The sequence below is a fragment of the Scytonema sp. NUACC21 genome (assembly GCF_054684315.1).
The window spans coordinates 33527-58928 of record NZ_BAAFZH010000090.1; the positions used below are offsets into that span (position 1 = coordinate 33527).

Here is a 25402-nt window from a genome sequence, read left to right on the forward strand (position 1 = left end):
TTAGTCATTAGTCATTGGTCATCAGTCATTAGTCATTAGTCATTAGTCTTTACAAATGACAAAGGACAAAGAACTAGCGACGCCCAGAGGGCTGACCTTCGGTTGTGGCAATTTCGCCTGCTGCCATCAACATCTTGAAACGGCGCAAATCATCACCAATTTGCTGTTCTGGTTCTTCGCCGAAGAGTTTAGCGAAAGCTGCTGTTAGCGCCCCGCCTGGTGGGAAATACTCAATAACGACCTTGACCTCAGTACCGCGATTACCAGGTGCTTTCTTAAAGCGGACGAAACCAGAGTTATCAATATCTGCTCCTTCCACTGAAGCCCAAGAAATAAAAGTATTTTCCCGGTCTTCCAGAATCTCTGCATCCCATTCCACACTTGCGCCTAGAGGTGCAGTGGCAATCCAGTGAGAACGCTTTGCATCGTACACCTTCACGGATTTGAGATGCTTCATAAATTTGGGCAGGTTTTCAAAGTCATGCCAGAAACGGTAAAGTTCTTCTGCTGGCTTATTAATAGTCACTGTCTTTTCAACTTTGATACCTTGTTGACCCATGCCTATTGCTTGCTGTGCTTGCTTAATCGTGCTTTGTTTTGTTGCACCCTGATAGATCAGACCGCCACCGGCTGCAGCCATCAACACTCCCCGAAGGGAACGTTGACTTAAACCCATTAATACCATTGCACTACCGCCCAGTATTGAAGCCCATCGTTCAGTTTCACTAGCTTCAGTCTGACCTTGGCTCTGCTTATTTTCCGATATTGATTCCACTTTATTCTTCTCCTTTTTCTACAAAAACGAACCATCAAGGCACAAAGTCCCCCTCCTGAACCTTTTCCTAACGCTGTCTTTGCACCTATGGTTCGTTCCACAAAAACCTTACATCGTTACCGCTGCCCCTGTAGTGGGCTTCGCAGGCTTGACTTCTGCACCCATCCGCGTCCGATACATATCTACAAGTTGCTGCTCGTACATCAGTAGGTCGTTGTGGATTTGTGTAAAAATAGCAGTAGACACTGGGTCAGTTGTTGCTACTATCAGATTGCCAACATCACCTATGCCAGTTTGCACATCACCTAAAGCGCTACGCAGTTGGTATATATCATCACTTCCAGTCAGGGCAGTTTTTACTTTTGCATATTGGTTGGCGATATTTGCTGTCAAAGAAGGCTTCTCACCCAATTGATCCAGACGTGTTTCCAACATTTGGATATGGCGCTGTTTGTTGCCAATCATCTGTTCAAAGACAGATTTAATACGTGCATCCGATACTTTCTGGGCGTAGTTATCCAATGCTTCCAAAGAATAACGTTCACCAGCAAGGGCTGTATTCAAAGCTTTGGTAATATCACCCTTGGTGGAACCACCCCAAGCATCAGCCAGTTTCCACCACTCGGCTGTTATGTCTTGCTCATTTGGCAACGCTGCATCTTTACCACCATAGCCCAAACGACTTAACACCGCAGTCGTGAAAATTGCAACGTCTCCAGGATGACGCGACGTAATTAAATTTCCGTCAACCACTAAAGACTCATCTCTATAATTGGCACCCGCATTAATTATGTCTTTGCGAATGGATTTGTAGCCAGTGGCTTGTTTACCTCTGAGCAAGTCAGCTTCTATTAATACTTGTGGTCCGTGACAAAAAGCAGCGACTATCTTTCCTTGCTGCATAGCTTCTTGCACAAACTTGATTGTATTGTGGTTAAGGCGCATATAGTCAGGAGCCATACCCCCAGGAATCACCACGGCATCAAACTCAGAAGCCATTGCCTCAGCTGTGGTACCATCGGGTTGTTTGGCAAGTTTACCTTGCTTGCCTTTGTAGGTTTCGTTCATGCGAGAACCTAGGACAACAACTTCCATTCCCGCTTGTTTGAGCGCATTATAAGGAACTTCAAATTCTCTATCCTCTACATAATTCTCAATCAGGATAGCAACTCTTTTTTTCCCAGAATGATTGTTATACTGTACCATTGATTTCCTTGTAACCTTTAATATGAATAATTTTTATGAGGCTAAGGGCTAATTGGAATTTTTCCATTAGCCATTAGCCCTTAGTATTAAGCAGGTACTTCGCTAGTTGGTGAACTGGGAAACAACTCTGCATAATCGTTGGAGAAATTAGCCTGAAAATCTTCAAACTCACCCGGTGTTACAGCGTTTCTCAAAACTGCAAAGACAGCGCGGATATGCATTGCAGCTGCGACTGGATCTGCTCCCTCTTTTTCACTCACGCGGGAAATAAACTCCTGCATTGAAAACGTTTGACCGTTTTCACCCTCACGTCCGCGCAAACACTCACCCAGTTCTTGTGGTAATTGCGATGCTAAATCTTTTGCCTCGTCTCCAACTATCCGCTCTCTGATGGTTTCTAGTGTTGCACGAGTTGCGCGTTCTGCGTCTTCACGAGAATTCAACTGAGCAACACTTTGAACGTGTTTGATAAACTCACCATATTTCATTGTTTGCCTCCAATACTTTCAACAAAATTTTGACTGAATAGGCTTTGATTTTTTATATAAGTTTTTTTATTCTATTTTTTTTACTTAATTTCCATCTATTATATATAGTGATTTTAGAAAATAGTTAGGAATCATGATTTGGGAATTGGTTATTAGTAAATAAACAAGCTCCCAAGTCATAAATCCTAACTCCCTTATCACTCGACCATGAATTCATGATTCTTATTGTTACGCTTAAATCGCTCCTTTTGCTTCGTTCTTTGGGGATATATGTTTTTTATTTCTAAAGTGATACATTAAATTTTATGGATTTTTTATAATTAAGAATATCTTGGCAGTCAACAATGGTACCAAAAAAAAGTAATTATGAGTGAAAACAGGGGTTCCGATAAGAAAACTTGAGCGAACCCCGATCTTTCACTCATAACTTTTAGTGAAGTGACCATATCAATATTAAGACTATTTGTCTATTTCCAGATTATCTTCACTCTCAAGAAAGAGATTGTTGATTTTTTATTACTTCCTAGGTAATAGATATTTAGGTTGAAAATCCGAATCAGAGAAAGCGTTATTGTGAGAATGCAGCAAGGACTAGGATAATTATGGCAGGAGAAAATACCAATCAAAACTTTGACACTGATGATTTACCACAAGTGGTCACCGAATCTTATGGAACAGGTGTAAAAGACGCGCCAGGATATAACATTGGCGATCGCGCAGACCGATACAACAGCTCGGGGAACGTAGAAGCCAGTCCAGAAATAACAGGGGGAGATATAGACGCACTATGGCAACAAGAAGCAACAGTAGGCGATGAGGCTGTTGGTGGTACAGTTCCAACTCCCGACCAAGATATTGTTGACGAAATGGCAGCTGGTGTCGGGCTGGAGTTAGACGATAACGAGGAAATTCAAATAACCAACATGCTAGAAGAGCGTGATGACAGCCGATGGGAGTTAGACCCCTTGTCTTCTGAAGATTATGGGAACAGGACGGTAGAAGGACAAGAGGGAGACATCGGAAGACCTGATAGTGTGCGAGAAGACGATTTGCATATTTCTCGTTCTCTATCAGACCCCGCAACTTTCCGTCAAGAGATGCCATATGCAGATAATGAAGTATGAACCAACTTTAATCTCCTAAACAGTTAGTGGTTAGTTATTTCTCACTAACCAATAACCAATAACCACTAACCACTAACCACTAATCGATCGCTCTTCTTCTCTTTGATTTACACACATCTGTCTTCAGTGGGGTTAAACGTCAAATTCAACTTTGATAGCGTGAATTGTGAAAGTAATTTCTGCAATCGGAGCAAAGAATGACATTTACTCAAACAAACGATCCAACTATTCGCGAACACGTTCAAGCATTTCAAAGTTTGCCAGTAGATGAACAGCTAGCTTTATTCTGGTTTGTTTATAAAGAAATGGGTAAATCTGTAACCCCAGCGGCACCTGGAGCTAGTACAGTTTCTGAAAATATTGCTGAAGGTTTGTTCAATCAAATTAAGGCATTAGGTCACGACGAACAGTTGCAATTTCAGCGCGATTTGATTAACAAAGCAGACAATGAACATACTCGTATGTATGGCTCCATGGGCGAAACCACAAAGCTACTGTTTTGGTTTCGTTTAGCTCAAGGTATGGAAAATGCTACTATTGTGCCCATGCCTTCAGATTACAAGCTGTCCTCTCAATCACAAGATCTGCTCAACAGAATTAAGCAAATTGATTTTGAGCAGCAAATTACTCTTTTCCGCGATTATGTTGCACCAATGGGTGCCGAACCAAAAGCTGGTGCTGAAGTCTAATAATTAAACAAATAGAAAATTATAGATAAGCACAAAGTAGAAATTTTGTTGACTACTTTGTGTTTATCTATAGTTGAATCGCTTTAGTAGTTGCACCCTACTATAGCCGTCACGCCTTTGACTTAGTTATTAATTTTTTTTTAAGAGATATCTCTTTTCATCTCTCTTTAGGTAGGTATCGGAATACTGTTTTTTCGTAATACTTCTACCTTCTAATAGTGATTTGGCTATCACTTAAATCTCTAATCTTAGAACAGGAAAAGCAAAGAAAAGTCAAGATTGTTAAACGAAAGCTTAGTAAATTTGGTAGCAAGGTTCTGTGAGTCCAAATAAGTACTAGTAAAATTTTGACCAAAGATTAAGAATTCATGGATAGCTTTTATACAAGTAGTCTAAGAAACAGTAACATCTAGGAGATTGTTATGACTTCTACAAACGCCAATGCCGTACATGAAGCTGTATCCCTATTTCAAGGTTTGATGATTGACGATCGGCTATTAGTATTAGCGTCAGTTTACAAACAGATTGCTAATAAACTTCCTGCCGATGCTGCAAATGCCTTACCAACACAAGATGCTACTCGTTTGGTATCGCGAATTCAGCAACTTTCCAAAGAAGACCAACTTTCTGCTCTAAGAGACTTGCTATCAGCAAAAAGTAGTGAAAAGGATGCAACCATCCTCGATCCAAATCCAAGCAAAGCGTTGGCTGAACTGGTGACTGGTGGTGAAACTAAGACTCCCGCTCATGAGTATGGTTCATTGAGCACTGAAGCTAAGATTGCTTTCTGGTATTTGCTAGCAGGAAAACTGGGAAATAATATCATCGGTATTCCAGATGGCACTAAACCTACTCAGGATGATACAGAAGTGATAGATTCACTTGAGTCTCTGAACACTGATGAATTAGTGTCTTTCCTCAAGACAGTAGTGTAAAATCCGAATTTTTGCATCATTAACGTTTGTTCTAGGGTGGGCAATGCTCACCCTATGACCGCATTTAATGTTGGAAATTCTACGAGTTAGGCAGCAATATGGTAACACAAAATACGACTATTAGAACAAACCCCATTAAAAGAAAGCATCTTGTTTATAGTCTGATTACTGGTGTGCTAATTGGTACTATTGCTGGTGCTCCTCTCGGTTGGATAGCCCATCGATACTACTATCAGCAACAGTTAGCTCGGATTTTGCTTTGTCGGCAACAAAATAGCAATCAGCCTGCTGCATATGTAGATTCTATTTGTGGTCGAGCATTTTAGAATCTCCTCTTTAAGAATCAGCAAATCCAAAATCTAAAATTTAAAATGGTATCATCTCCAGAACGAAGCGAACACCAAGCCAGTAAACTGGAAGCGCAGAAATTTAAAGAGAGGCAAACTTTTCGACTGCGTGGAATTGTTATACTACTGGCTCTAGTTTTTTTTATTGGGTTTTTTGCATACCAAATTGACCTTGCGTTTCCAGGAACCCCAAGTCGTAACAATACATATACACCTCTAAGCAAACCTACAACCCAGGAGATAGGCTCTTATGATGTGTTAGGCAAAGTTATTAGTAAAGCTGAAGCAGCAAGTTTGTTAAAAACAGAAGAAGGTAAAGAGCAACTCTCAGCAAATAATGGAGCTGTTGCTATTACAGAAGATTTAATAAATCTTGGGCGAAAAGCTTTTTATAGAGAAACTTTTGGGAATGAAATTTTCTTTACCGATGTCACTGGTATTCTGGATGGGCCATTAAATATTGGAAACTTATCAAAAGCGATTTTAGCCCTTGGGGGTAAACATACGACAAATCTCCAAGTGACGATGGATAGAGATATGAAGGTGGGCGATCGCACTTTCAAAAAAGGCGATATCCTGAACACAGGGCTTGATGTCGCAGCTAATTCCCTCGTTCCATTGGGCATCATGACCCACATCAACAAAGGGAAAATCCGTGTTGGTGTGACCTGCGTCGCTTGTCATGCCACTGTAGATAAAAATACCGGACGCATCATCGAAGGCGCACCCAATAACGACCTCGATACAGGCTTAATTCTGGCTCTTGCCAGTAACTCAGCATCATGGTTTCGGCAAACTGGTGTTAATCCTTTGACCGTTCGTCGTGGCGAACATACCTATATTAAAGCTGATAACAAGGAAGCACGGTTACCCGATGCAAAAGCTTTAGAGGATGCTGTAGACACGGAATTGCTTACTTGGACTCCTGGAAACTTTGACTCAACGGGGGACAATCGCAATAACCCATCCCAAAATCCATCTTCTTATACTTTTGCTGCATATCCCTACGGTTGGAGCGGTAATGCTGCCATTGGCTGGTTCCACGGGCTGACGACACTCAATAGCAACGTTCATGGAACAAACTCAGACCAAACATCAACAGCTGATTCCAGTCAGCAGCTTTTAGGCATTGATAAAGAAACCTACTTGGGCGTTATTCTGCAAAATTCTGCCAATCCACAATTTAGGTTGCCACAAGGTGCTAAACCATCAGAATTTTTCCTGAAAAACGACCCTACCCCCGGTACACCTATCATCAACGAGGTGATTAAAATGCCGGGATACCCGAAAGGTTCACCATTTATCCTAGATGGATTGATGGCAAGTTCACCCGGTTTACCAGTCGCCGCACAACTCAATGGAATGTCAGCATTTCAAAACTCTCTAGCACCACCACCTGTAGAGACGCGAGATATCGGGTCTTTACAGCGTGGCTCTGCTATTTTCACACGTGCTGGGTGCGTTGAATGTCATAGCGGTCGGTATTTTACAAACAATCACGTCGTTGCAGAACAGGAAATCAAATCCCAACCTTCACGGGCGACAGCACAAGCACCTATGGCCCGCAACTTTGTAGCACCGCAAACATATCCCAGTAATGTGCCAGTTCCCCTGCCCGCAAACCCGCCAGTGCTAAATGTACCTACAGATATTACCTCAGAAGAAGATTTTAAACTGGCTTTTGCGATCGGTAATTCTGGTGGTTACAAAGTGCCTAGCTTGATTGGGCTGAACGTTACCGCACCCTATTTACATGATGGTGGTGTTGCCGCAGGACCACAAGCACTTAAAGTTGATAACAACGGTTACGACATTGTGAATGCCGACCAATTAGGTATACCGGGGACACTTTTAAATGGCATCTTACCGGACCCCAGAGCAAGCCTGCGGGTACTTGTTGACCGTAACTTACGCAGACAAACTGTTTTAGCTAACCGTGCCAATCCCAACTTGCAAAAATCAAATGCAGATGGCAGCGGGCACAACTACTGGGTGGATCGACAAGCTGGTTTTTCTACTCAAGACCAGAGCGATCTGATAGAGTTTCTCCTGTCTTTAGATGATGAGCCAGAAGTGGTGCCAGTGCAAAGCCAAAAATAATCAGTAACTCGTGCTGTTTTAATTAGTAGGGTGGGCATTGCCCACCTATTTTCACAACTTAGTCTTTAACGTAAGGATTCGATAAAGATAACGACTGCAATCAAACAGAGTAAGGCAATTCCCACTCGGACAAAGCCAGTGAATACTGTGGGTAGTAGAACAGCAGCGAGATGGGTGGCTCCAAAAATCCCAGAAAAAACATAGGCGATCGCAAAGCCAAACATAACTAACAAGAAATATTTAAGGGACTTTGTAACTAATCTGAAGAAAAAACTGTCCTGTGTGGTCATAATTATTCACTCAAAAGATGTATTGATTCGTAGATTGTGATGTGCTTATCGAACGAATAAAAAAATCTCCTCAACCCACAACCTGTGGCAGCCATAACTAAAAGCGTTTTGTTTGATAACTTGCTCTTTCACGCGCATCAGAGGAACTTCTGACTCGTGAGCCTTTTCAGCATTGCATAAGCATGCTTGAAGTTACTGACTTAACTTCTTTGGTTTTTATACTACAAAGTGTAATAAAAGATGGATAATTTGTCTGTCGGATAATGTTGGCAGTTGTTTAAGTTAAGTTTGTTGGAAAAAGTAGGTTGCTGTATGGCAAGTTAGAAAAAAGTGGGTAAAAAAGCGGTAGATTGGAGAAAAAATGGTACAAAAATAACCAATGGGTGCGGAAGAAGCCTTAGAATTCGTGGATAGTTTAGTATTTATTAAAACAGGAGAACACTTAGATCAGCTTCAAAGGGTAGTTTTTCGAGAGTTCTGGCGTGATAATAAACAGAGGTATCAAGACCTAGCAAGCTTTTGTGGTTACTCAGATGCCTACCTAAGGGAAGTTGGTGCTCAACTCTGGCAGATTCTCTCAGAGATATTGGAAGAAAAAGTTGTCAAGGGAACTTTTCAAGCGGCGGTGGAACGACGTTGGAAAGAGAAACAGCTTACCCAAACCATAACCAGTCCACAGAATTTGGTTGCACCTCCAAGCCAAGAACGTGATTTCTTGGGACGCGCAAGCCAAATAGCCGAACTGGTTAATATCATCAACCGTGGAGCAAAAGTTATTCTCATACAAGGTGAAGGTGGTGTAGGAAAAACAACTTTAGCCCGTAAGTTTTTTAAAACTCAAAAATTTGACTTAGTTTTGGAACTTTGGATAGCAACGGAAACTCAAAACCTGTCTCCTGCAGAAAGCGTGATTGAAGAATGGCTGCGGCGAGACTTTAACGAGGAACCCGCACGGGATTTCGGCATCAACTTAGAACGACTCCGACGGAAACTGAGAGACACAACGAAAAAAATAGGGTTGTTCGTAGACAACTTAGAAACTGTTTTAGATAGGAATGGCAAGTTGCTCGAATCTCGACGCCCTTACCTCGCGCTCTTACGAGTATTAGCCGATACAACTGTCAATTCAGTGACCCTAGTCACCAGTCGCGAACGTTTATTTGAGGCTAGTCTGGAAACTTATCTTTACCCCTTAGAAGGTTTAGATGAGGAGGCATGGCAACAGTTTTTCACTAGCAATAATATTAACACTGACTCCAATGCCATAGGCGAGATGTGCAAAGCTTATGGAGGTAATGCCAAAGCAATGCAAATTATTTGCGGTGCTATCTTAACAGATTTTCACGGTGATGTAGATGCTTATTGGCAGGAAAATAGTGGCGATTTATTGCACGAAAGACAGTTAAATGATTTAGTCACCAGTCAATTTAATCGGCTTCAAGAAAATAATTGTGAAGCTTATCAACTGCTTTGTCGTTTAAGCTGCTACCGCTATCAAGATATTACTTCAGTTCCTATTGAAGGTGTTTTACATTTGCTTTGGGATCTGCCCGAGCACCAACGCAGAAGAGTGATAAGAGCGTTGCAAGATTTATCTTTACTGGAAGTTAAAAAAGGACAGTACTGGTTGCATCCAGTCATTCGAGCAGAAGCGATCGCACGGTTAAGGGCAAGTGAAGAATGGGAGATTGTTAACCGTAAAGCTGCAGACTTTTGGACGCAAAGTGTTAATACAATTAAGGATACAACAGATGCACTGAAGGCGTTAGAAGCCTATTATCACTATTTAGAAATTGAGGATTTCAATCGAGCAGGAGATACTATCCTTCAAGGCAGAGGTTCACAATGGAGAATGGGTTTACCCTTGGGCTGTTCATTTTATCAATTAGGCTTGTCACAAAAACTTATTGATGTCATTACACGGATTATTGACAAAATCAATGATGAACATCGACTGATTGAACTGAATAACCTTCTAGGATACACATATCGAATTACAGGTTGTTTTATCCTAGCTTTACAATGTTACGAGCAATCGATGAAAATTGTAGAAAAAATTAATATTGAAAAATCAAGATTATCTATTCTCTTTAATACAGGTCTTTGCAAGATGGAATTGTGGGAAATTGAGGAAGCAAAGTTTTTCTTCAACAATGTTTGCAATCTTGCCAGAAAAAACCAATATTTTGATAATTACATAGTTTATTCCCAGTGTTGTCTTGCTTTTCTATACTCTTACTTGGGGTTAAATGAAGAAGCTCTCCGTATGGCTGAAAAAGCCTATGGAGAAATTTCATTATCAAATACTGTTACCCTGTGGGGAATAGGACATAATTTAGTGAATCTGGCTATAACTTATATAAATCTGGGTGAATTCGATAAAGCGTTAGAGATTTGTCAAAAAATCTTAATAAATTGTCAGGATAACAAATTTCCCCAAGTGGAAGCTAAGGCTATTAGTTGTTTGGCAGAGATTTATAGAGAAAAAGAAGAATTTCCAACAGCAATAATTAAGTATACAGAAGCCATTGAAAAATTATATCAAATAGGTGCTAAAAGCGATCTAGCAGAAGCTCACTATCAACTTGCCTTAACTTATTTAAAGATGGGTGAATTTGCAAAAAGTGAAGAAAATTTTGCTCATGCGATCGCACTTTTTACAGAAATGCAAGCCCCCAGACAAGTAGCGAAAGTACAAACGGCAATGGAGTGTCTTCAGGGATAACCATATGTAGAGATGTAGCAACCCATTGCGAACTTAAATTAGCCCAGTTAAGAGAACATTAAATCTTACAGCAGATTGCAATTAAGTAAGGTAAAGATTGTTGCAAGTAAGGGCGCAAACCTTCCGCCCCTACCGATGCACTTCATTTTCCTGAAAAATGCTGTAATTATAAAATTTAATTGTATTATTATATACATTAAATCTTAACACGGATTCTTGATTTCGGTAGATGTCATAGGAAATACGCTTGTTTAATGTGTATAAACGTCAAAGTATTAAGAATTACTTTTTGTTCTTACATTAAAGCAGTAATGACTGGGGATTCACAAAAGTATGAGGAGAAGTTGGATGATGAGAGCTATAAAATTAAAACCAGGTTTGACTTCTCTCGTACTAATGTACTAGTACAAAAAGGCTGTTCGCGTAGCGCTGAGGAGGAGAAGTATAAAGGCATTTGGATGAAAGTAACAGACTTATACTGCAAGCTTTACAGCGAGCGTGCATTTGTGAGCCTTATTTGCGGCGCAGCGTACTAGATGCTCTTGTCATGGAATGGAAGCAAGGAAATGAGAGTGAGTCAGAGTAAGAGGAAACGAGTTACGGAAGCAAGGATTGCAAAAACTATCTCCAAGCCATCTGAAGGTAGAGAGAACGATAGATTGGCAAAGAGAATCTTAGTTATTGATGACGAAAAAAACCTACGAACTGTCATTCAAGCTTGTTTGGAAAAGATTGGACGTTGGCAGGCACTGATTGCTCAATCTGGTAGTGAAGGGCTGCTGTTAGCTAAAAGTCAACTCCCAGATGTCATTTTGCTAGATGTGGTCATGCCGGATATGGACGGGCTGACGTTGTTAAGGTCATTAAAAAGCCATCCGACAACCCAAAAAATTCCAGTTATTTTACTGACTGCTAAAACACAGATGGTTAATTTAAATGAATTGGCACAGTTAGATGTCGCAGGAGTGATTCTCAAACCTTTTAACCCTTTAAAGCTGCCAGAACAAGTAGCCTCTTTGCTGAAGTGGACATAAACAAAAGGGAGTTTTAAGGCTCCCCTTTGGTTTTTTCAATAGTGTTTAATGTTATGCGAGGTATAGGAAAAAATCATCACCGCGCACCAAAAATCGCTGAAAGCGCTGACACAATATCAAGATAGAAATTACCTTGCACCGCCCGGAACAACTCAAATTTAGAATCGGGGTCACCAAAAAACGGTCTGAGAAACCATCCTAACTGCATTCCTACGAAGGCATAAAGAAACAACCAAGACCGCAGTATGGTAGTACGGGTTTTTTTGCCCACTTCATCTTGTTGAGAAAGTAATTGCATCCCCTCATAAAGGAATTTCACTCCAAAAGAGCCAGTGATACCAAAAATTAAAACGTTTAATAGTTTAAAAAATTGATATGAGTCAGGGGCAGTTATTAAAAAGAAAAGCGTCACTGGTGCAAAACTGAACAAGAGGACACTAATCACAGATACAGCAGTTAACAACACAACAAAGTGCTGCACAAAACTGCTACGGGAACCAAACAAAACATTAAAAAAGAATAAAGTTGGAAAACAAATGATGAGTGCCAATAAGTAAAATGCAGGTAACTTGATAGCACTAGAGATTGCTTGCACCCAGCTGTGGGATGCACCGATAATCGCGCCATAGATGGCAAAAAATATCGAACTGGAAACCAGCAGCGAATTGATTTTGCTTTGCAATCTGACTTCCTGACGAATTTCTTCTAAAAAACTCTGGCGATCGCGCAGTAGACTGAGAAGAACGGAAAAGTGTTGTACTCCCTGAGACTGTTTTTCAAGCATAAAGATTTTGAAATTTGAATTTGGTTTTTGATTCTTAGTCCTTGGTTTAATACAAATGACAAATGACCGAGGACAAATGACAATTAATTAACGAAACCCTAACAAATAACCAATTGATTGAAGAACACTCAGATAGAAATTTCCCTCCCTTTCTCTAAATAACTGAAAGGGAGAATCAGGCGTACCAAAGAAAGGTCTGAGAGTCCATCCCAATTGACTGCCGACAAAGGCATAAAGAAACAACCAGGAACGTATAATTTTTTTCCGTGTACTACTGCCCTCACCGTTTTGCTCTAAGACTACGCTTGTTGCTTGATATAAAGAAGAAATACCAATAAATCCTGTTAAAGCGAAAATCACAACATTTAACAGAATCAAAAATTGGTAGTTATTGGTTGTAATTAAAAAAAACAGAGTGATTGGAGCAAAGCTAAACAACAACACGCTAGTAACTGACATTGCAGTTAGTACTAAGGCAAAATGCTGCCCTAAAGAGCGTTTTGAACCAAAAATAATATTAGAAAAAAACAGTGTGGGCAGACAAATTAGCAATGTTATTAAATAGAGCGCTGGAAGTTTAATAGCGGAAGACAAGGCTTGCATCCAACTGTGGTAAGCTCCAATAATTCCACCATAAATAGCTAGGAATAGGGAACTACAAACAAGCAGGGATATAATTTTACTGGGCAATCTTGTACCTTGGCGGATATCCTCTAGAAATGCTTGTCGCTCCCGTAGTAAGCCAATGAGCACCGCAAAGTATTTAATTCCTTGGGATTCTTGCTCTATCATATTGTGAATGGATAGTGAATAGTGGATAGTGGATAGTGGATAGTGGATAGTGGTTGTTGGTTGGTGAAGGTTAATTAATTATTAATGGCTACTAACTACTAACTACTAACCACTAACCACTAACCACTAACTACTAACCACCAACTACTAACCACTAACTACTAACTACTTCAAGAATAATCATTGCCAGAACCATACTTCCAACCCTCAGCTAGGAAATGCCAGTAGAATTTGGAAGCATCAGGCAAATTTTTCATCCACTGTTGTAACATCTCACTCAGTAAAAACAAAGCAGAGTAAACCCCTAAATTTCCGTAATGCACCATCCAATTGAGTAAAGTTCCCACACCAACTTGTGGAATCACCTTGGCTACCAATCCAGGATGTGTCAAACCAGTTTTTATCAGTGTTTGTGTCAGCGCTGGAAACTGCACCACGTCTTGCAAAAAGGGTTTGAGAACTGGTTCCCCCAACTGTTGCATTTCTTGAAAGACAGCAGACAAAAGTTGGTTAATTTGATTGGAATCAATTTTTTGATTCACTCCTACACTCATGGCTTTTTGGAAAAGCCAAGTCACAGCTAAACTGGGTTGGTATGGTTGCAGAAGTGAGAGTGCGTTTGCAGATAATTGATTGGTTTCCAGTGCTTCATGAATGCCTAATGTGAGACGCTGCAAGTGACGTACCATCGCCCCAAAACCTCCAAAACTTAGGGGAGACTGGCTACCACTGCTATCTCCCACTGGTAATATACGGTTCCAAGGTGTTTTTAGAGGGCTTTGACGGTAGGAGGGGAAAAAGCCAAACAGCGCCCGTTGAAATGTCAGCTGGTTTAACTCCACGCTTTGATATTCTGGCATTAAGCGCAGATAATCCTCGAAAAGCGCTTCCAAACCCATGCGTTGTGGATGTGCATCCATATAAGTAAACAGGTAAGTTGTTCTGCCATCCTTTGCTGGGAAAGCTTCCCAAAAGTACTGGCATTGATTTTGCAAGGGTGTCAAAGATAACAACAAATCCCCTGTATGGTTTTCCGGAAAACCTTGAGCACAACTTCCAACAACCAAACACAGTGCATCTGGTTTTTGCCCCTCTCGTGCTTGCTGTACAATTGGGGAAAGATGTCCCATTGCGTCAATTAACAATCTGGTTTTGAGTTGATTGTTGACCGTGACACCATCGGGATGAACCACGGCTTCTGTAAATGGTGTATTTTCAAATAACTTTCCACCAGCGGTAAGAAATCGCTGTTTTAAGGTTTCCAACAAGTAAACCGGATCTACGCCAATGTTCAGGACATCCCGCACCCAAATTTCTGTACCGTTATGAAAGCTCACTCTAGCAGGATTGTATTCTGTTGCGATCGCTTTCTCTAATTCTTCCTGTGTCAGTAAATTTAATTCCAAAAAAACTTGCAATTCCTTGCGGGAAATATTCCATTCTTGCTCTCTCCCACGCAAAAATCTCCGTTCTATTAACGCCACTCGCACTCCCTTTAAAACTAAGGCGCAACCAACTAAAATGCCTAGGGTTCCACCGCAAATGACAACGTCCCACTCCACAGTACCTAACGGTTGAGTCGCCTCTTTTACAATCGTTGGCGGTGGTGTGCTACCTTCTCTTATGGATGCCAAAATGCGATCGCTTTGACGTAGCCCTCCTAAAACATCACCTGGTAGTTGCGAAAGAATTTCTTCAGTTAGTGACATACAAGCCAATTCCATCACTGTAAATTGCTTTATAAGAATCCTAAATCGTTTCTGAAATCACCAAACCCGATATCTGGTAGATACCGGGTTTGATAAGGCTCAGTATTTTTTCAAAAATCCCATAGCTTCGTTTATTTTAAGCCTTCCTCTTACTCCTCGAACTACGAATCTTGTTCCTGCTTCCCCTCCGCTTCCAAATACTCAAAATTAGGATAATCAAAAGGTTATTTTTGCGTCTAGTACCCTATGCCCGCCGCCACGGACGATTGCTAGCATTGTCAATGTTGCTACTCGTGCCACTAGCCATCAGCAACGCCGTGCAACCCATGCTAATCGGACAGGTGATTTCTCTCATTCGTAAAGAACCCAGTACCTATGAGTTTCTCAGAAATCGCCCGTTGTTAGAGGGGATAAATATTATTCAAGCTTTGCTAGTCATAACAGTAACCATCAGATTGGTACTGACAGGGTATCAGGGTTATTTGGTACAGAAGGTAGGACAAAGAATCACTGCTGAAATCCGGCAAGATTTGTTTTATCACGTCACATCTTTAGCAGTGCGTTTTTTTGATAGGACTCCTGTAGGGAAAATTATTACCAGGCTGACCAGTGATGTGGAAGTGTTGGGAGATGTGTTTTCCACTGGCGCGATTGGAATTGTGTCAGATTTGTTTTCCATGCTGGTGATTCTGGTTTTGATGTTTTCTATCAACTGGCAACTGGCTTTGTTACTGCTGTTGATGCTCATACCAGTCTCGGGGATAATTATCTACTTTCAGCAGCAGTACCGCAAAGCCAATTACAAAGTCAGGGAAGAACTTTCGGTACTCAATTCCCAGTTACAGGAAAATATTGTCGGCATTAATGTCGTGCAATTGTTTCGCCGGGAAAAATTCAATGCAGAGTTGTTTCGCACGACAAACAACCGTTATGTCCGCGAGGTTGATAACACTATCTTTTTCGATTCTGCGGTTTCAGCAACACTCGAATGGATTGGCTTGATTGCTATTGCAGGTGTTTTGTGGATTGGAGGTTATTTACTTCTAGGGAAAAGCTTGACTTTTGGGATTTTATCTGCATTTATCCTCTATGCCCAACGATTGTTCCAACCCATACAGCAATTCGCCGAAAAATTTACCACCATTCAAGCTGGTTTCACGGCTATTGAACGTGTCAGCGAAATTATGGATGAACCCATAGAAATTCGCGATCGCGGCAATCCGAGATTCTCTATATTAGATTCTAGATTGGGATACATAGACGAAATTACAGCTCCTCATGAAGTTCCAAACGAGAAACCCAAACTGGGAGAAATCCGCTTTGAAAACGTCTGGTTTGCCTACAAAGACAATGAATATGTCATCAAAGACTTGAACTTCACCATCTACCCCGGAGAAAAAATTGCCTTGGTAGGGCCAACAGGTGCGGGGAAATCATCAATCATCCGTCTTTTGTGCCGTCTTTACGAACCCAGCAAAGGGCGGATTTTGATTGATGGCGTAGATATTCGGGAAGTCCCCCAAGCGGAACTGCGCCGTTACATGGCAGTCATTCTGCAAGAAGGTTTTATATTTGCTGGTGATGTCAAGAGTAACATTAGCCTGGGAGACATTTACACCCAAGAGGAAATTCAGCAAGCGGCAGAAAAAACAAACGTCTCCCAATTTATCGAGCAATTGCCTCAAGGATATGATACCCAGCTCAGAGAACGGGGTACAAATCTTTCAAGCGGTCAAAAGCAACTCTTAGCCTTCGCCCGTGCTGCAATTCGCAAGCCGGAAATTTTAGTTTTGGATGAAGCTACCGCCAGTCTGGATGTGGGAACAGAAGCGTTAGTTCAGGAAGCTTTAAACAAGCTTTTGTCAGGACGTACCGCCATTATCATTGCTCACCGCTTGTCTACCATTCGCAATGTAGACCGAATTTTTGTGCTCAAGCAAGGAGAACTTATAGAACAGGGAAGCCATGAAGAGTTGCTGCACACAGGAGGAATGTATGCCACTTTGCACAATTTGCAAATGTTAGGAACTTGAGTTAGTTAGTAGTTAGTGGTTAGTGGTTGGTAGTAGTTAATAATATTATTAAGCACTAACCTTTTGTTGCGATAGTATAATACGTTTTTGGTAATCTTCTAGCGGGAAGGGAGTAATTGTAGAAACGAGAGAGGCTTTTTGTAGTTTATTTGTATTCCCTATAAGACATTTTTGGTAATCTTCTAGCGGGAAGGGAGTATTTCAACAAGTGACGATTGCAGGTCTGTTCACTTCGCTCTCCTGTATCCATTGCTACTCCTGAGCGGGAATAAGGCGAAGACCACGTACTCCCGGAAGTGTCAGCCGCATAATCCTGCCACCTGGATTTATCTCTTCTATAGGATTGCCATCCACCGCGTAAACGTATAACTCATCCATGTTCTGACCACCAAATGCGAGGTTGGTGACTCCTGGTGAGCCGACACCCAATGAACCAAGGAAGTGACCATGGCGATCGAAAACTCGCACCACCCCAGCCCCATAGTGTGCAACATATAGATTACCTGCTTCATCAAGCGCCATTCCATCAGGTACTGATTCACCATTTGTCAAAGGGTTCGGCTGCGAGGGAAGTTCTGCGAAGACGCGCGGCGCACTAAGCCGACCGGGTTCACGAACTCGAAATTCCAAAATGCGATTTTGAAGCCTTTCAGTAACTAACAACGTCCGCCCATCTGGACGCAACACTATGCCGTTTGGGAAGTCAATAACACCGTCAGAAACTGTGCGAATATTCCCCTCTTGGTCCACGTAGAACACTCGACCAGACTCATCAGCCCTAAACACACCAGGATCGGTGAAGTAGAAGCCGCCGTTTCTTTGGTCGAGCGTAATATCGTTAGGTGAGCGTAATTGTCGCCCTTGTTCATCGGTAGTGAGTTGCTTGATGACCTGACCATTAGCGTCGAGCCAGACAACGGCACCTTGCCCCATTACGATATGTGTGCCGTCTGGGAGTACCTTGTGACCATTTGGAAAATTGACAGCACGAGACCACACCTCAGTCTCGCCTGTTTCCGTCAAGCGTAGAATAGCGTTATCGAACGAGTCAGAGACGTACAAACGACCTAGAAGATCGAATACGAGCCCTTCACCAAAACGTGGCAGGCGTGCAAAAACAGCGATCGATGGAACAGGTAGCTTCAAACGTTCCGTACTCTGTTCCCCTGGCAAACTATTTTCTGTCTGAGGTTGAACAACGGACAATTCATACGAACCGAAGCTAAATGCCCGAACCGGAGTGCAAAATGCAGAGATTGCAAGCGCAGCTACTATAGAATAATATGCTTTCGTCATATCCTCCTCCTTAAAACTGCTACCACACAGAGATCGCATTACTATGTTCAACAAATATTCTTTCAGATGATAGCTCTTTATTTTGGCAGTTTTTTGATGTTGAAGATGAGAACTTTTGCAACGTATGGCAATAAGATATCGGACTCATGGTCAAATGGGTTAAAAACATTGCCCCATTGCTCTAGACTGCTCGTGGGCAATACTATGCCCAATTTGGGAGCATAAGAAGTTGTGTTGGAAAGATAAGAATTACCAATCGTCAAGCGTCACCCCTAGGAATTTTGAGCAATATATTCGTCCGGCGATCGCGATCGCTTAAGTACCCTATGCCCGTCGCCACAAAGGATTGCTACCATTGTCAATATTGCTAGTGGTAGTGAATAACACCACTAACCTTTTTTTGGAGTTTAAGCCAATGTGGCTGTATGCCGTCTTTATCTGCTTCTGTTGGATGGTGTCTTTGTGCTTGCATGAGTTTGGTCATGCAGTGGTGGCTTACTGGGGTGGAGATAATTCTGTAAAGGATAAGGGATATCTGACCCTAAACCCACTCAAATATACCGATCCGGGTTTAAGTTTGGTCATGCCACTCTTTTTTCTCCTTCTCGGTGGTATTGCTCTCCCTGGAGGAGCAGTCTACATTAACCACAGTCGATTACGCAATCGCTGGTGGAAAAGTGCTGTTTCTGCGGCGGGTCCTTTTGCCAATATATGTGTGGTATTGTTGCTATCGCTACCTTTCCTATTAGGCTGGCATACCAAGCTACTGGAAAGTGATACTGGGTCTTCATTTTACCTGATGACCTGTTTGGCTTATGTTATTGTCCTGAATGTTTATGTTGTTTTTATTAACTTATTGCCCATTCCTTCTCTTGATGGTTATGGCATTATTGAGCCTTGGTTACCCCGCCAAATTCAAGTTGAACTCAACAGGGTTGGCAAATACGGTATCTGGATTTTGATTGGATTACTATGGTTTGCCGCTCCGTTTAACAGATTTTTATGGGATATAACACATACAATTAGTGGATTGCTGGGTATTTCCCCATCTTTAGCACGGGAAGGAGGAGCAATATTTAGCCAGTATTCATTGTATATTATATTAGGATTAATTTTTATATTATGGTTATTTAGAGATAAGAAAAAAGATTTTTACCACAAAGGGAAACAATTCATTTCTACAAAACAGTATCAAAAGGCGATCGCAGCTTTTGATAAATCTATTGAAAAACAACCTAAGGACTTTGATTCTTGGTTTTTGCGTGGATATGCTCTTTATTGCTTGCAAAAAAATGAAGATGCATTAATGTCTTATGATAAGGCACTGGCAATCCAACCCGATAATCCAGAGGTTAGGTATTACCAAGGTATTGTGTTCCAAGATTTAGGAAAGACAGAAGAAGCTTTCGCTGCCTATACCGAAGCAGTGAATCTGCAACCAGATTTTTCAGATGCTTTAAGTAACCGAGGGTTTATCTTAACAGAATTACAACGTTATGAAGAAGCTCTTGCTGATTTTGATATGGCAATCCAATCTCAGGCAGATTCTGCAACAGCTTGGATAGGAAAAGGTGAAGTTTTAGAGCAGTTGGAACGTTACCAAGAAGCGATCGCTGCTTGCAACCAAGCGATAAAATTAGAACCTAATTCCCCAGCTTGGATAAGCAAAATTAGAATTCTAGAAGACAAATTGCAAGAATACGACAAAGCATTGGCTGTCTACAACGAAAGAATTAAGTACAAACCAGAAGATGCCGAGCTTTGGTATAACCGAGGATTGCTTTTAGAAAAATTACAACGCCAAAATGAAGCTTTGGATTCTTACAACCAAGGCATAGCTTGTTGCGATCGCTTTCTCAAACGCCAGCCAAAAGATGCTTACACTTGGTATGAAAAGGGCTTATTGCTGGAAAAAATGCAAAGGGATAAGGAGGCACTAACTGCATATAATAAGGTGATTGAACTTCAACCCGAGTTCTACCAAGCTTGGTATAACCAAGGTGTTATTTTGGCAAAATTAGAGGAATATGAAAATGCGATCGTAGCTTATGACAAAGCCATTCAACTCAAGCCTGACTTTGCTGATGCTTGGGTTCACAAAGGTCTTGCTTTCATGGCATTAGAACAATACAACGAAGCCCTCACCGCTAACGACAAAGCAGTGGAAATCAATTCTGAGGATGGCTTTGCTTGGTACAACAAAGCTTGCTGCTATGCCTTACAAGGGAACGTGCCGTTAGCAATTCAAAATTTGCAACAAGCAATTTACCTGAATGCAGAAAAATTTCTCAGTTTGGCTAAAACCGACCCGGATTTTGATGCGATTCGGGAACACCCTCTGTTTAAAGCTTTGGAAATTTAAGGGTTTAGTTAAGGTCAATGTGTAAATAATCACTCATGTAGAGACTAGCCATGTTTAGTCTCTACATTGTGTTACTTAGTTACGTAGGTAGGGCTAAAGCCCACCACCCCTTTATTGAGATGGTGCAAGATGTCAGTTCAGGTTGATGTGTAAATAATCACTTGTGTACAGACTAGCCATGTTTAGTCTCTACATTGTGTTACTTAGTGCAAGAAGTGGCAAGTTTAGTAGACGCAAGCCAGAGACTATCGACTTTATACTTGACACAGGCTACTTCTTCTGTAGCACTGCAAGAAGCCTTAATTTTTATGGTTTTAGCTTCATCTTTCACCAGCTTAGCTTCATAACAGTACACGGAGCCATCAGGTTTTTCAAAAGTTATCTCGGCTAAAACCATATTTTCATCTAAATGTTGCTCGATGATTTTGCCTGCAACTTTGTAGTCAAACCATTCCCATCCGTGGCGGAATATCAGTTCCCTCTCTAAAAGCTGAATTGGGTTTGGCAAAATTCCCCAACCTCGGTACACTTTCTTCAAGGAGTTGATGTCGCCCGTGCGTGTCAAAATGGATTTAAATGACTCCTGGTCTAAAGCACCGTAGTATCTTCCATTGGGAAAATCTATAGCTGTTGGCGCAAATCGATGTCCGCCAAAGTGGCTGGATTTCCATATACGAACGTTGTCCAAGCCCAAACTAAACACGGAGGCTGTTGCATGGAAGTAAAAAGGATTTCCATACCGGGCACAACAGCGATCGTGACTGCCGTGGGTACAAACTAAAATATCTCTAGTTGGGCTTTCTTCTACTTCATAATCGGAATTGCCATTCAGCCACTTTTTAACAATGGTTGCTACCTGTTCAATATTGGTCAACCGAAATTCTAGCTTTTGAAATCCGTTGCTTAGCCCCTCCTTTTTCTGGTAAATCAGAAGGGTTGTTTTGTCTATTTTGTGGGATGCATTGTTATTAATTAAGAGAAATGTAATCGGCAGTTTTTCTCTTTTGATTTCCTTAATTAACATCTGTAAATTTTCTGGCACCCATCTGGATTGAAATGCTTCTGATGCCCAAGGAGGAGGGCACTCAACCAGTATGTAGGTTTGGCAAGTGCTAGCACTTCCAATAATTTCTTCTCCTGCTTCTCGTGAATTATCAGAACAAAAGAAAGTATTCATCTAAGTGTATTGTAGTCATTAATGTGTTTTTACGGACAAAGGATATTACAAACAGAGATGGTAGTACGCGCTACAGCTTCCCCTTTAAGTATTACTACCCACTATAATAAGCACTGTTATATGCTGCTTTTTTTGAGATTTCTCAGTGAGATAAGTATTTGCTTTTAAATAGGAGGATTTATTATATATTTCCCATAAAAAATTGGAATATTTTAAAATAAAATCCTGCAAAATATACTTAAATTTATGCCAGCCAAAAAGCGGTCTAAAATTATTTTGTCCTTCTCTTGATTGAAAAACAGCTTTTTTGATACAGTTTTCTTGGGAAAATCGTTTGAGAAAGAATAATTCTAATATATCTGTTAGCCAAAGCATATTGCAAAAGTTTCTCAATTGGTTGTCAAAAAAAATGAAAAGAAAAAATGTACTTAGCAAACTTTTAGCAAAGGATATTAGTTTAATACCCTCCACTCAGATTCAGTCCGCTTAATACTAAATGTTAGCAACTAATGAGTGGTAATGTCACCTTCTTTAGCATTAGCATCTAACTTTTTAAGAGGTACTTCTACTTAGCGGTCTCAGAATAATTGACCAATTTTCAACGAATACTTTTACCTTCTGGCTACCTTTAGGCAGATGGTACACTATCCTGAGGCGTGCTTTGTCTCAGACTCTCTTGTTCATTTTTTCACCCCATCTAACCATCTGAAAACTACGCCAACGGTCAAATTGGAGCTTCTGGTAAGACTTTAACTGAAGTCAATAACAAATGCAAGTATTTGCTAATTTTTCTAATCTTTGCTTAAGTTTTAAACTGGTTAATGCCAGTGAATCTTCAGATGGGCTGGCATGAAATCGCTAAAAACACTGAAATTTAGGGAGTTTTGCGCTCCGGATATAATAGATAAATATTCTTGAATCGTAGAAAAATGGTACAAATACTCTCGGTTAGTCACTAGCTCTCATTTTGTTAACTTAATTATTATAAATACTTAAACTTGGAACCACTTATGGCTGTTGCGTCTTTTCGGTTTTATGCAGAGTTGAATGATTTCTTGCCTGTGGATAAAAAGCAGGTCGTCATAGAACATTTTTTTACTGAACGAGCTTCAATAAAAGATACGATTGAAGCTTTAGGCGTCCCCCATCCAGAAGTGGACTCTATTGAAGTCAACGGAAAATATGTAGATTTTTCCTACATAGTTCAAGATGAAGATGTTATCAATGTCTATCCAATTTCTTTAACATCTTCTACAACATCAAGTATCTCAATCAAACCCAAACTCTCCGGTATAATTCGCTTTGTTTTAGATATTCATTTAGGGAAGCTAGCAACGTCTTTACGCTTATTGGGTTTTGATACGTTGTACCGCAATGACTATGCAGATGAGGAATTAGCTCGCATTTCTAGTACTCAAGAAAGAATTCTATTGACCCGTGATAAGGGTTTATTGATGCGAAGTATTGTGATACACGGATATTACGTCAGAAGTACAGATCCACAGCAGCAAATTGTGGAAATTATGCGGCGCTTTGACTTATATAAATCAGTGTCGCCCTTTCAACGGTGTTTGCGCTGTAATGGTTTACTTGAACCCGTGCCAAAGGAAACCGTGATTGACCGATTGCCAGAAAGCGTTCGCTTATCCCTTAAGGAATTTTATCGCTGTCAAAACTGCAATCAGGTCTACTGGAAGGGCTCCCATTATGAAAGATTGCAACAGTTTATTGACTCAGTCATGAATAATGGGTAGTGGTTAGTGGTTCTACTAACTACTAACTACTAACTACTAACAATGACTTTAATCTTAGCGCTTGATTTTGGGGGCACAAAGCTAGCCGCTGCAACCGTGAATGTCGGTTCTAGAGAATGGCTGGCAAGCGTTCGTCAGCTTTCCCCAGCAAATGCAAATGCTGATACTGATTTGGAAATTATGCGATCGCTCATTACTTCGGTGCTACAAGGGCAAAAACCTGGGGCGATTGGTGTTAGCTTTGGGGGACCTGTGGACGCAACAACTGGGACAATTCGACTGTCTCATCATGTCCCTGGATGGGAAAACATACCCCTACGCAAATTGCTAGAGGAAGAATTTGGTGTTCGGTGCAGTGTAGATAATGATGCCAATGTTGCGGCTCTAAGCGAACATCGCTTTGGTGCCGGTCAGGGGTACGATAGCTTGTTTTACATGACCGTCAGCACTGGCGTGGGGGGTGGTTGGATAATCAACGGTCAACCTTGGCGGGGTGCAGAAGGGATGGCTGGTGAAATCGGACACATGGTTGTAGATCCGTCTGGTCCGGTTTGTTTGTGTGGGAAGCGCGGGTGTGTGGAAAGGTTGGCATCGGGTCCCTACATGGCGCAGGATGCCAGAGAGGCTTTGTTAAACAAAGCCACCGGAGAACGCAGAGGACAGATTTTGAGGGAGTTAGTGGAAAATAATTTGGAGTTGATTACGGGGAAAGTGGTGAGTGAAGCTGCGGCTAGTGGGGATGAATTGGCTGGGCAACTTTTGTATCGAGCTAGTTGGGCTTTGGGTGTGGGGATTGGGAACGTAGCGAATCTCATGAATCCCCAGCGGTTTGTGTTGGGTGGCGGTGTAACGAAAGCGGGGGAAAATTTTTGGGCTGTGTTGCGAAAGGTGGCGCGGGAGACGGCTTTACCTGAGGTGAATTTTGAAATTGCGACAGCTGCACTTGGTGATGATGCACCTTTGTGGGGTGCGGTGGCTCTTGCGATGGCGGGTTTGTAGACAAGCGCGATCTGCCCAGAGGGCAGGAGCGAAGTTATCGTGTATAGCTATAACCCACTGGCGGGATATCGTGATGATAACATCAGTAGTGATAGATACACACAGGCACTAACAACTATTCAAACTATTTGGTGATAAGGAGAGTGCTAAAAATGCAAGCTGACAAAATATCAGAGCAAAGATTACTTGAAAAAATCCGTCAGCTAGTTCCTGAACAAATTGTGCTAGTTGAAAATTTTATCGATTCCCTGTACCAGCAAAATACGGAGGTTAGCCTCACTCTAGCGGCTGCAAAGCTTTCTGAACCAACTTTGCAAAACATCTGGGATAACCCCGATGATGCTGAATATGACCAACTATAAATTTGGTGATGTTGTTTTAGTACCATTTCCTTTCACTGACCAGACCACTACTAAAAAACGCCCAGCAGTTATTGTTAGTTCTAGTAATTATCAACGGGAGCGTTCTGATGTGGTGTTGATTGCCGTTACCAGTCAAGCAAATCCAGCAACTTCCTTTGGAGAAATGACAATTACAGGGTGGAAAGCAGCTGGTTTGATCAAACCTTCAATTATCAAACCAGTTCTGACTACAATCAGCAAAGAACTAGTCATTAAAAAGTTAGGACAACTACTAGATGAAGTAGATTGTCAAGCATTGCAAAACCTTTTACAGTCTATTTTGGGTTGATAAACGATCTGCCCAGAGGGCAGGAGCGAAGCTATCGCACCAAATAATCATGTCATGAAAAGTTTGGAGGATAGTCTCGATCGCAATACGCGT

Annotated in this window: 23 protein-coding genes and 1 pseudogene; 14 read left to right on the forward strand and 10 right to left on the reverse strand. The window is 41.3% G+C overall.

The genetic code is table 11. The features are described from left to right. Positions 1–73: 73 nt before the first annotated feature. From ACYRY3_RS23860 to ACYRY3_RS23870, 3 genes are all read right to left on the reverse strand, one after another. A complete protein-coding gene (locus ACYRY3_RS23860) occupies positions 74–775 on the reverse strand; it encodes an SRPBCC family protein (protein ID WP_460204126.1) in 702 nt (233 codons plus the stop codon). 108 nt (positions 776–883) lie between these two features. Further along, positions 884–1981 (reverse strand): DJ-1/PfpI/YhbO family deglycase/protease, encoded by a 1098-nt coding sequence (locus tag ACYRY3_RS23865; protein ID WP_460204127.1) that lies wholly within the window; start codon positions 1979–1981, stop codon positions 884–886. 86 nt (positions 1982–2067) lie between these two features. Next, positions 2068–2469: a DUF2267 domain-containing protein gene (locus tag ACYRY3_RS23870; protein WP_460204128.1), complete on the reverse strand. Its 402-nt coding sequence runs from the start codon at positions 2467–2469 to the stop codon at positions 2068–2070. Between the two features lie 602 nt (positions 2470–3071). Here ACYRY3_RS23870 and ACYRY3_RS23875 point away from each other — a divergent pair. The 5 genes and pseudogenes from ACYRY3_RS23875 to ACYRY3_RS23895 all read left to right on the forward strand — a co-directional run. Then, a pseudogene (locus ACYRY3_RS23875) lies at positions 3072–3461 on the forward strand (DUF6335 family protein); the annotation flags it as partial. 329 nt (positions 3462–3790) lie between these two features. Further along, positions 3791–4282 (forward strand): orange carotenoid protein N-terminal domain-containing protein, encoded by a 492-nt coding sequence (locus ACYRY3_RS23880; protein WP_460204129.1) that lies wholly within the window; start codon positions 3791–3793, stop codon positions 4280–4282. Between the two features lie 422 nt (positions 4283–4704). Then, positions 4705–5217, forward strand: a complete 513-nt coding sequence (locus ACYRY3_RS23885; RefSeq protein WP_460204130.1) for an orange carotenoid protein N-terminal domain-containing protein — start codon at positions 4705–4707, stop codon at positions 5215–5217. Positions 5218–5315: 98 nt separating this feature from the next. Beyond that, positions 5316–5543, forward strand: coding sequence for a hypothetical protein (locus ACYRY3_RS23890; protein ID WP_460204131.1), 228 nt, complete (start codon positions 5316–5318; stop codon positions 5541–5543). A gap of 45 nt (positions 5544–5588) precedes the next feature. Then, the gene (locus tag ACYRY3_RS23895; protein WP_460204132.1) at positions 5589–7664 is read left to right on the forward strand and encodes a hypothetical protein; all 2076 of its coding nucleotides are present in this window, start codon (positions 5589–5591) and stop codon (positions 7662–7664) included. 65 nt (positions 7665–7729) lie between these two features. On the opposite strand, the gene ACYRY3_RS23900 is transcribed toward ACYRY3_RS23895, so the two are convergent. Continuing rightward, the gene (locus tag ACYRY3_RS23900) at positions 7730–7954 is read right to left on the reverse strand and encodes a hypothetical protein (protein WP_460204133.1); all 225 of its coding nucleotides are present in this window, start codon (positions 7952–7954) and stop codon (positions 7730–7732) included. A gap of 379 nt (positions 7955–8333) precedes the next feature. On the opposite strand from ACYRY3_RS23900, the gene ACYRY3_RS23905 reads away from it, so the two are divergent. The 3 genes from ACYRY3_RS23905 to ACYRY3_RS23915 all read left to right on the forward strand — a co-directional run bounded on the left by ACYRY3_RS23905 (position 8334) and on the right by ACYRY3_RS23915 (position 11713). Beyond that, entirely contained in the window at positions 8334–10679 is a 2346-nt protein-coding gene (locus ACYRY3_RS23905; protein ID WP_460204134.1) for a tetratricopeptide repeat protein, read from the forward strand. A gap of 311 nt (positions 10680–10990) precedes the next feature. Further along, positions 10991–11215 carry a hypothetical protein gene (locus tag ACYRY3_RS23910; RefSeq protein ID WP_460204135.1) on the forward strand — a complete coding sequence of 75 codons (225 nt, stop codon included), beginning with the start codon at positions 10991–10993 and terminating at the stop codon, positions 11213–11215. Between the two features lie 123 nt (positions 11216–11338). After that, on the forward strand, positions 11339–11713 hold the full coding sequence (locus tag ACYRY3_RS23915; protein ID WP_460204224.1) for a response regulator: 375 nt from the start codon (positions 11339–11341) through the stop codon (positions 11711–11713). A gap of 76 nt (positions 11714–11789) precedes the next feature. Here the strand turns inward: ACYRY3_RS23915 and ACYRY3_RS23920 are convergent, their stop codons facing one another. From ACYRY3_RS23920 to ACYRY3_RS23930, 3 genes are all read right to left on the reverse strand, one after another. Next, positions 11790–12497, reverse strand: coding sequence for an actin-binding WH2 domain-containing protein (locus tag ACYRY3_RS23920; protein WP_460204136.1), 708 nt, complete (start codon positions 12495–12497; stop codon positions 11790–11792). An 87-nt stretch (positions 12498–12584) separates the two neighbouring features. Further along, positions 12585–13289, reverse strand: coding sequence for an actin-binding WH2 domain-containing protein (locus tag ACYRY3_RS23925; protein WP_460204137.1), 705 nt, complete (start codon positions 13287–13289; stop codon positions 12585–12587). A gap of 170 nt (positions 13290–13459) precedes the next feature. Continuing rightward, positions 13460–14998, reverse strand: a complete 1539-nt coding sequence (locus ACYRY3_RS23930) for an FAD-dependent oxidoreductase (protein WP_460204138.1) — start codon at positions 14996–14998, stop codon at positions 13460–13462. A gap of 281 nt (positions 14999–15279) precedes the next feature. Between ACYRY3_RS23930 and ACYRY3_RS23935 the strand changes: the two genes are divergently transcribed. Next, positions 15280–17031 carry an ABC transporter ATP-binding protein gene (locus ACYRY3_RS23935; RefSeq protein WP_460204225.1) on the forward strand — a complete coding sequence of 584 codons (1752 nt, stop codon included), beginning with the start codon at positions 15280–15282 and terminating at the stop codon, positions 17029–17031. 252 nt (positions 17032–17283) lie between these two features. Here ACYRY3_RS23935 and ACYRY3_RS23940 read toward each other — a convergent pair whose 3' ends face one another. Further along, entirely contained in the window at positions 17284–18366 is a 1083-nt protein-coding gene (locus ACYRY3_RS23940; protein ID WP_460204139.1) for an SMP-30/gluconolactonase/LRE family protein, read from the reverse strand. Between the two features lie 316 nt (positions 18367–18682). Here ACYRY3_RS23940 and ACYRY3_RS23945 point away from each other — a divergent pair, with 316 nt between their 5' ends. After that, on the forward strand, positions 18683–20689 hold the full coding sequence (locus ACYRY3_RS23945; RefSeq protein ID WP_460204140.1) for a tetratricopeptide repeat protein: 2007 nt from the start codon (positions 18683–18685) through the stop codon (positions 20687–20689). Between the two features lie 199 nt (positions 20690–20888). On the opposite strand, the gene ACYRY3_RS23950 is transcribed toward ACYRY3_RS23945, so the two are convergent. Then, on the reverse strand, positions 20889–21866 hold the full coding sequence (locus ACYRY3_RS23950; protein ID WP_460204141.1) for a sucrase ferredoxin: 978 nt from the start codon (positions 21864–21866) through the stop codon (positions 20889–20891). An 84-nt stretch (positions 21867–21950) separates the two neighbouring features. Next, on the reverse strand, positions 21951–22241 hold the full coding sequence (locus ACYRY3_RS23955; protein ID WP_460204142.1) for a hypothetical protein: 291 nt from the start codon (positions 22239–22241) through the stop codon (positions 21951–21953). Positions 22242–22876: 635 nt separating this feature from the next. Between ACYRY3_RS23955 and ACYRY3_RS23960 the strand changes: the two genes are divergently transcribed. The 4 genes from ACYRY3_RS23960 (at position 22877) to ACYRY3_RS23975 (ending at position 25309) form a co-directional block, all read left to right on the forward strand. Further along, positions 22877–23620, forward strand: a complete 744-nt coding sequence (locus ACYRY3_RS23960; protein ID WP_460204143.1) for a Mut7-C RNAse domain-containing protein — start codon at positions 22877–22879, stop codon at positions 23618–23620. Positions 23621–23662: 42 nt separating this feature from the next. Then, positions 23663–24619: an ROK family protein gene (locus tag ACYRY3_RS23965; protein ID WP_460204144.1), complete on the forward strand. Its 957-nt coding sequence runs from the start codon at positions 23663–23665 to the stop codon at positions 24617–24619. Between the two features lie 152 nt (positions 24620–24771). Continuing rightward, entirely contained in the window at positions 24772–24981 is a 210-nt protein-coding gene (locus tag ACYRY3_RS23970; protein ID WP_460204145.1) for a toxin-antitoxin system, antitoxin component, Xre family protein, read from the forward strand. Then, positions 24956–25309, forward strand: a complete 354-nt coding sequence (locus ACYRY3_RS23975; protein ID WP_460204146.1) for a type II toxin-antitoxin system PemK/MazF family toxin — start codon at positions 24956–24958, stop codon at positions 25307–25309. Before ACYRY3_RS23970 ends, ACYRY3_RS23975 begins: the two co-directional genes overlap by 26 nt. Positions 25310–25402: the final 93 nt, after the last annotated feature.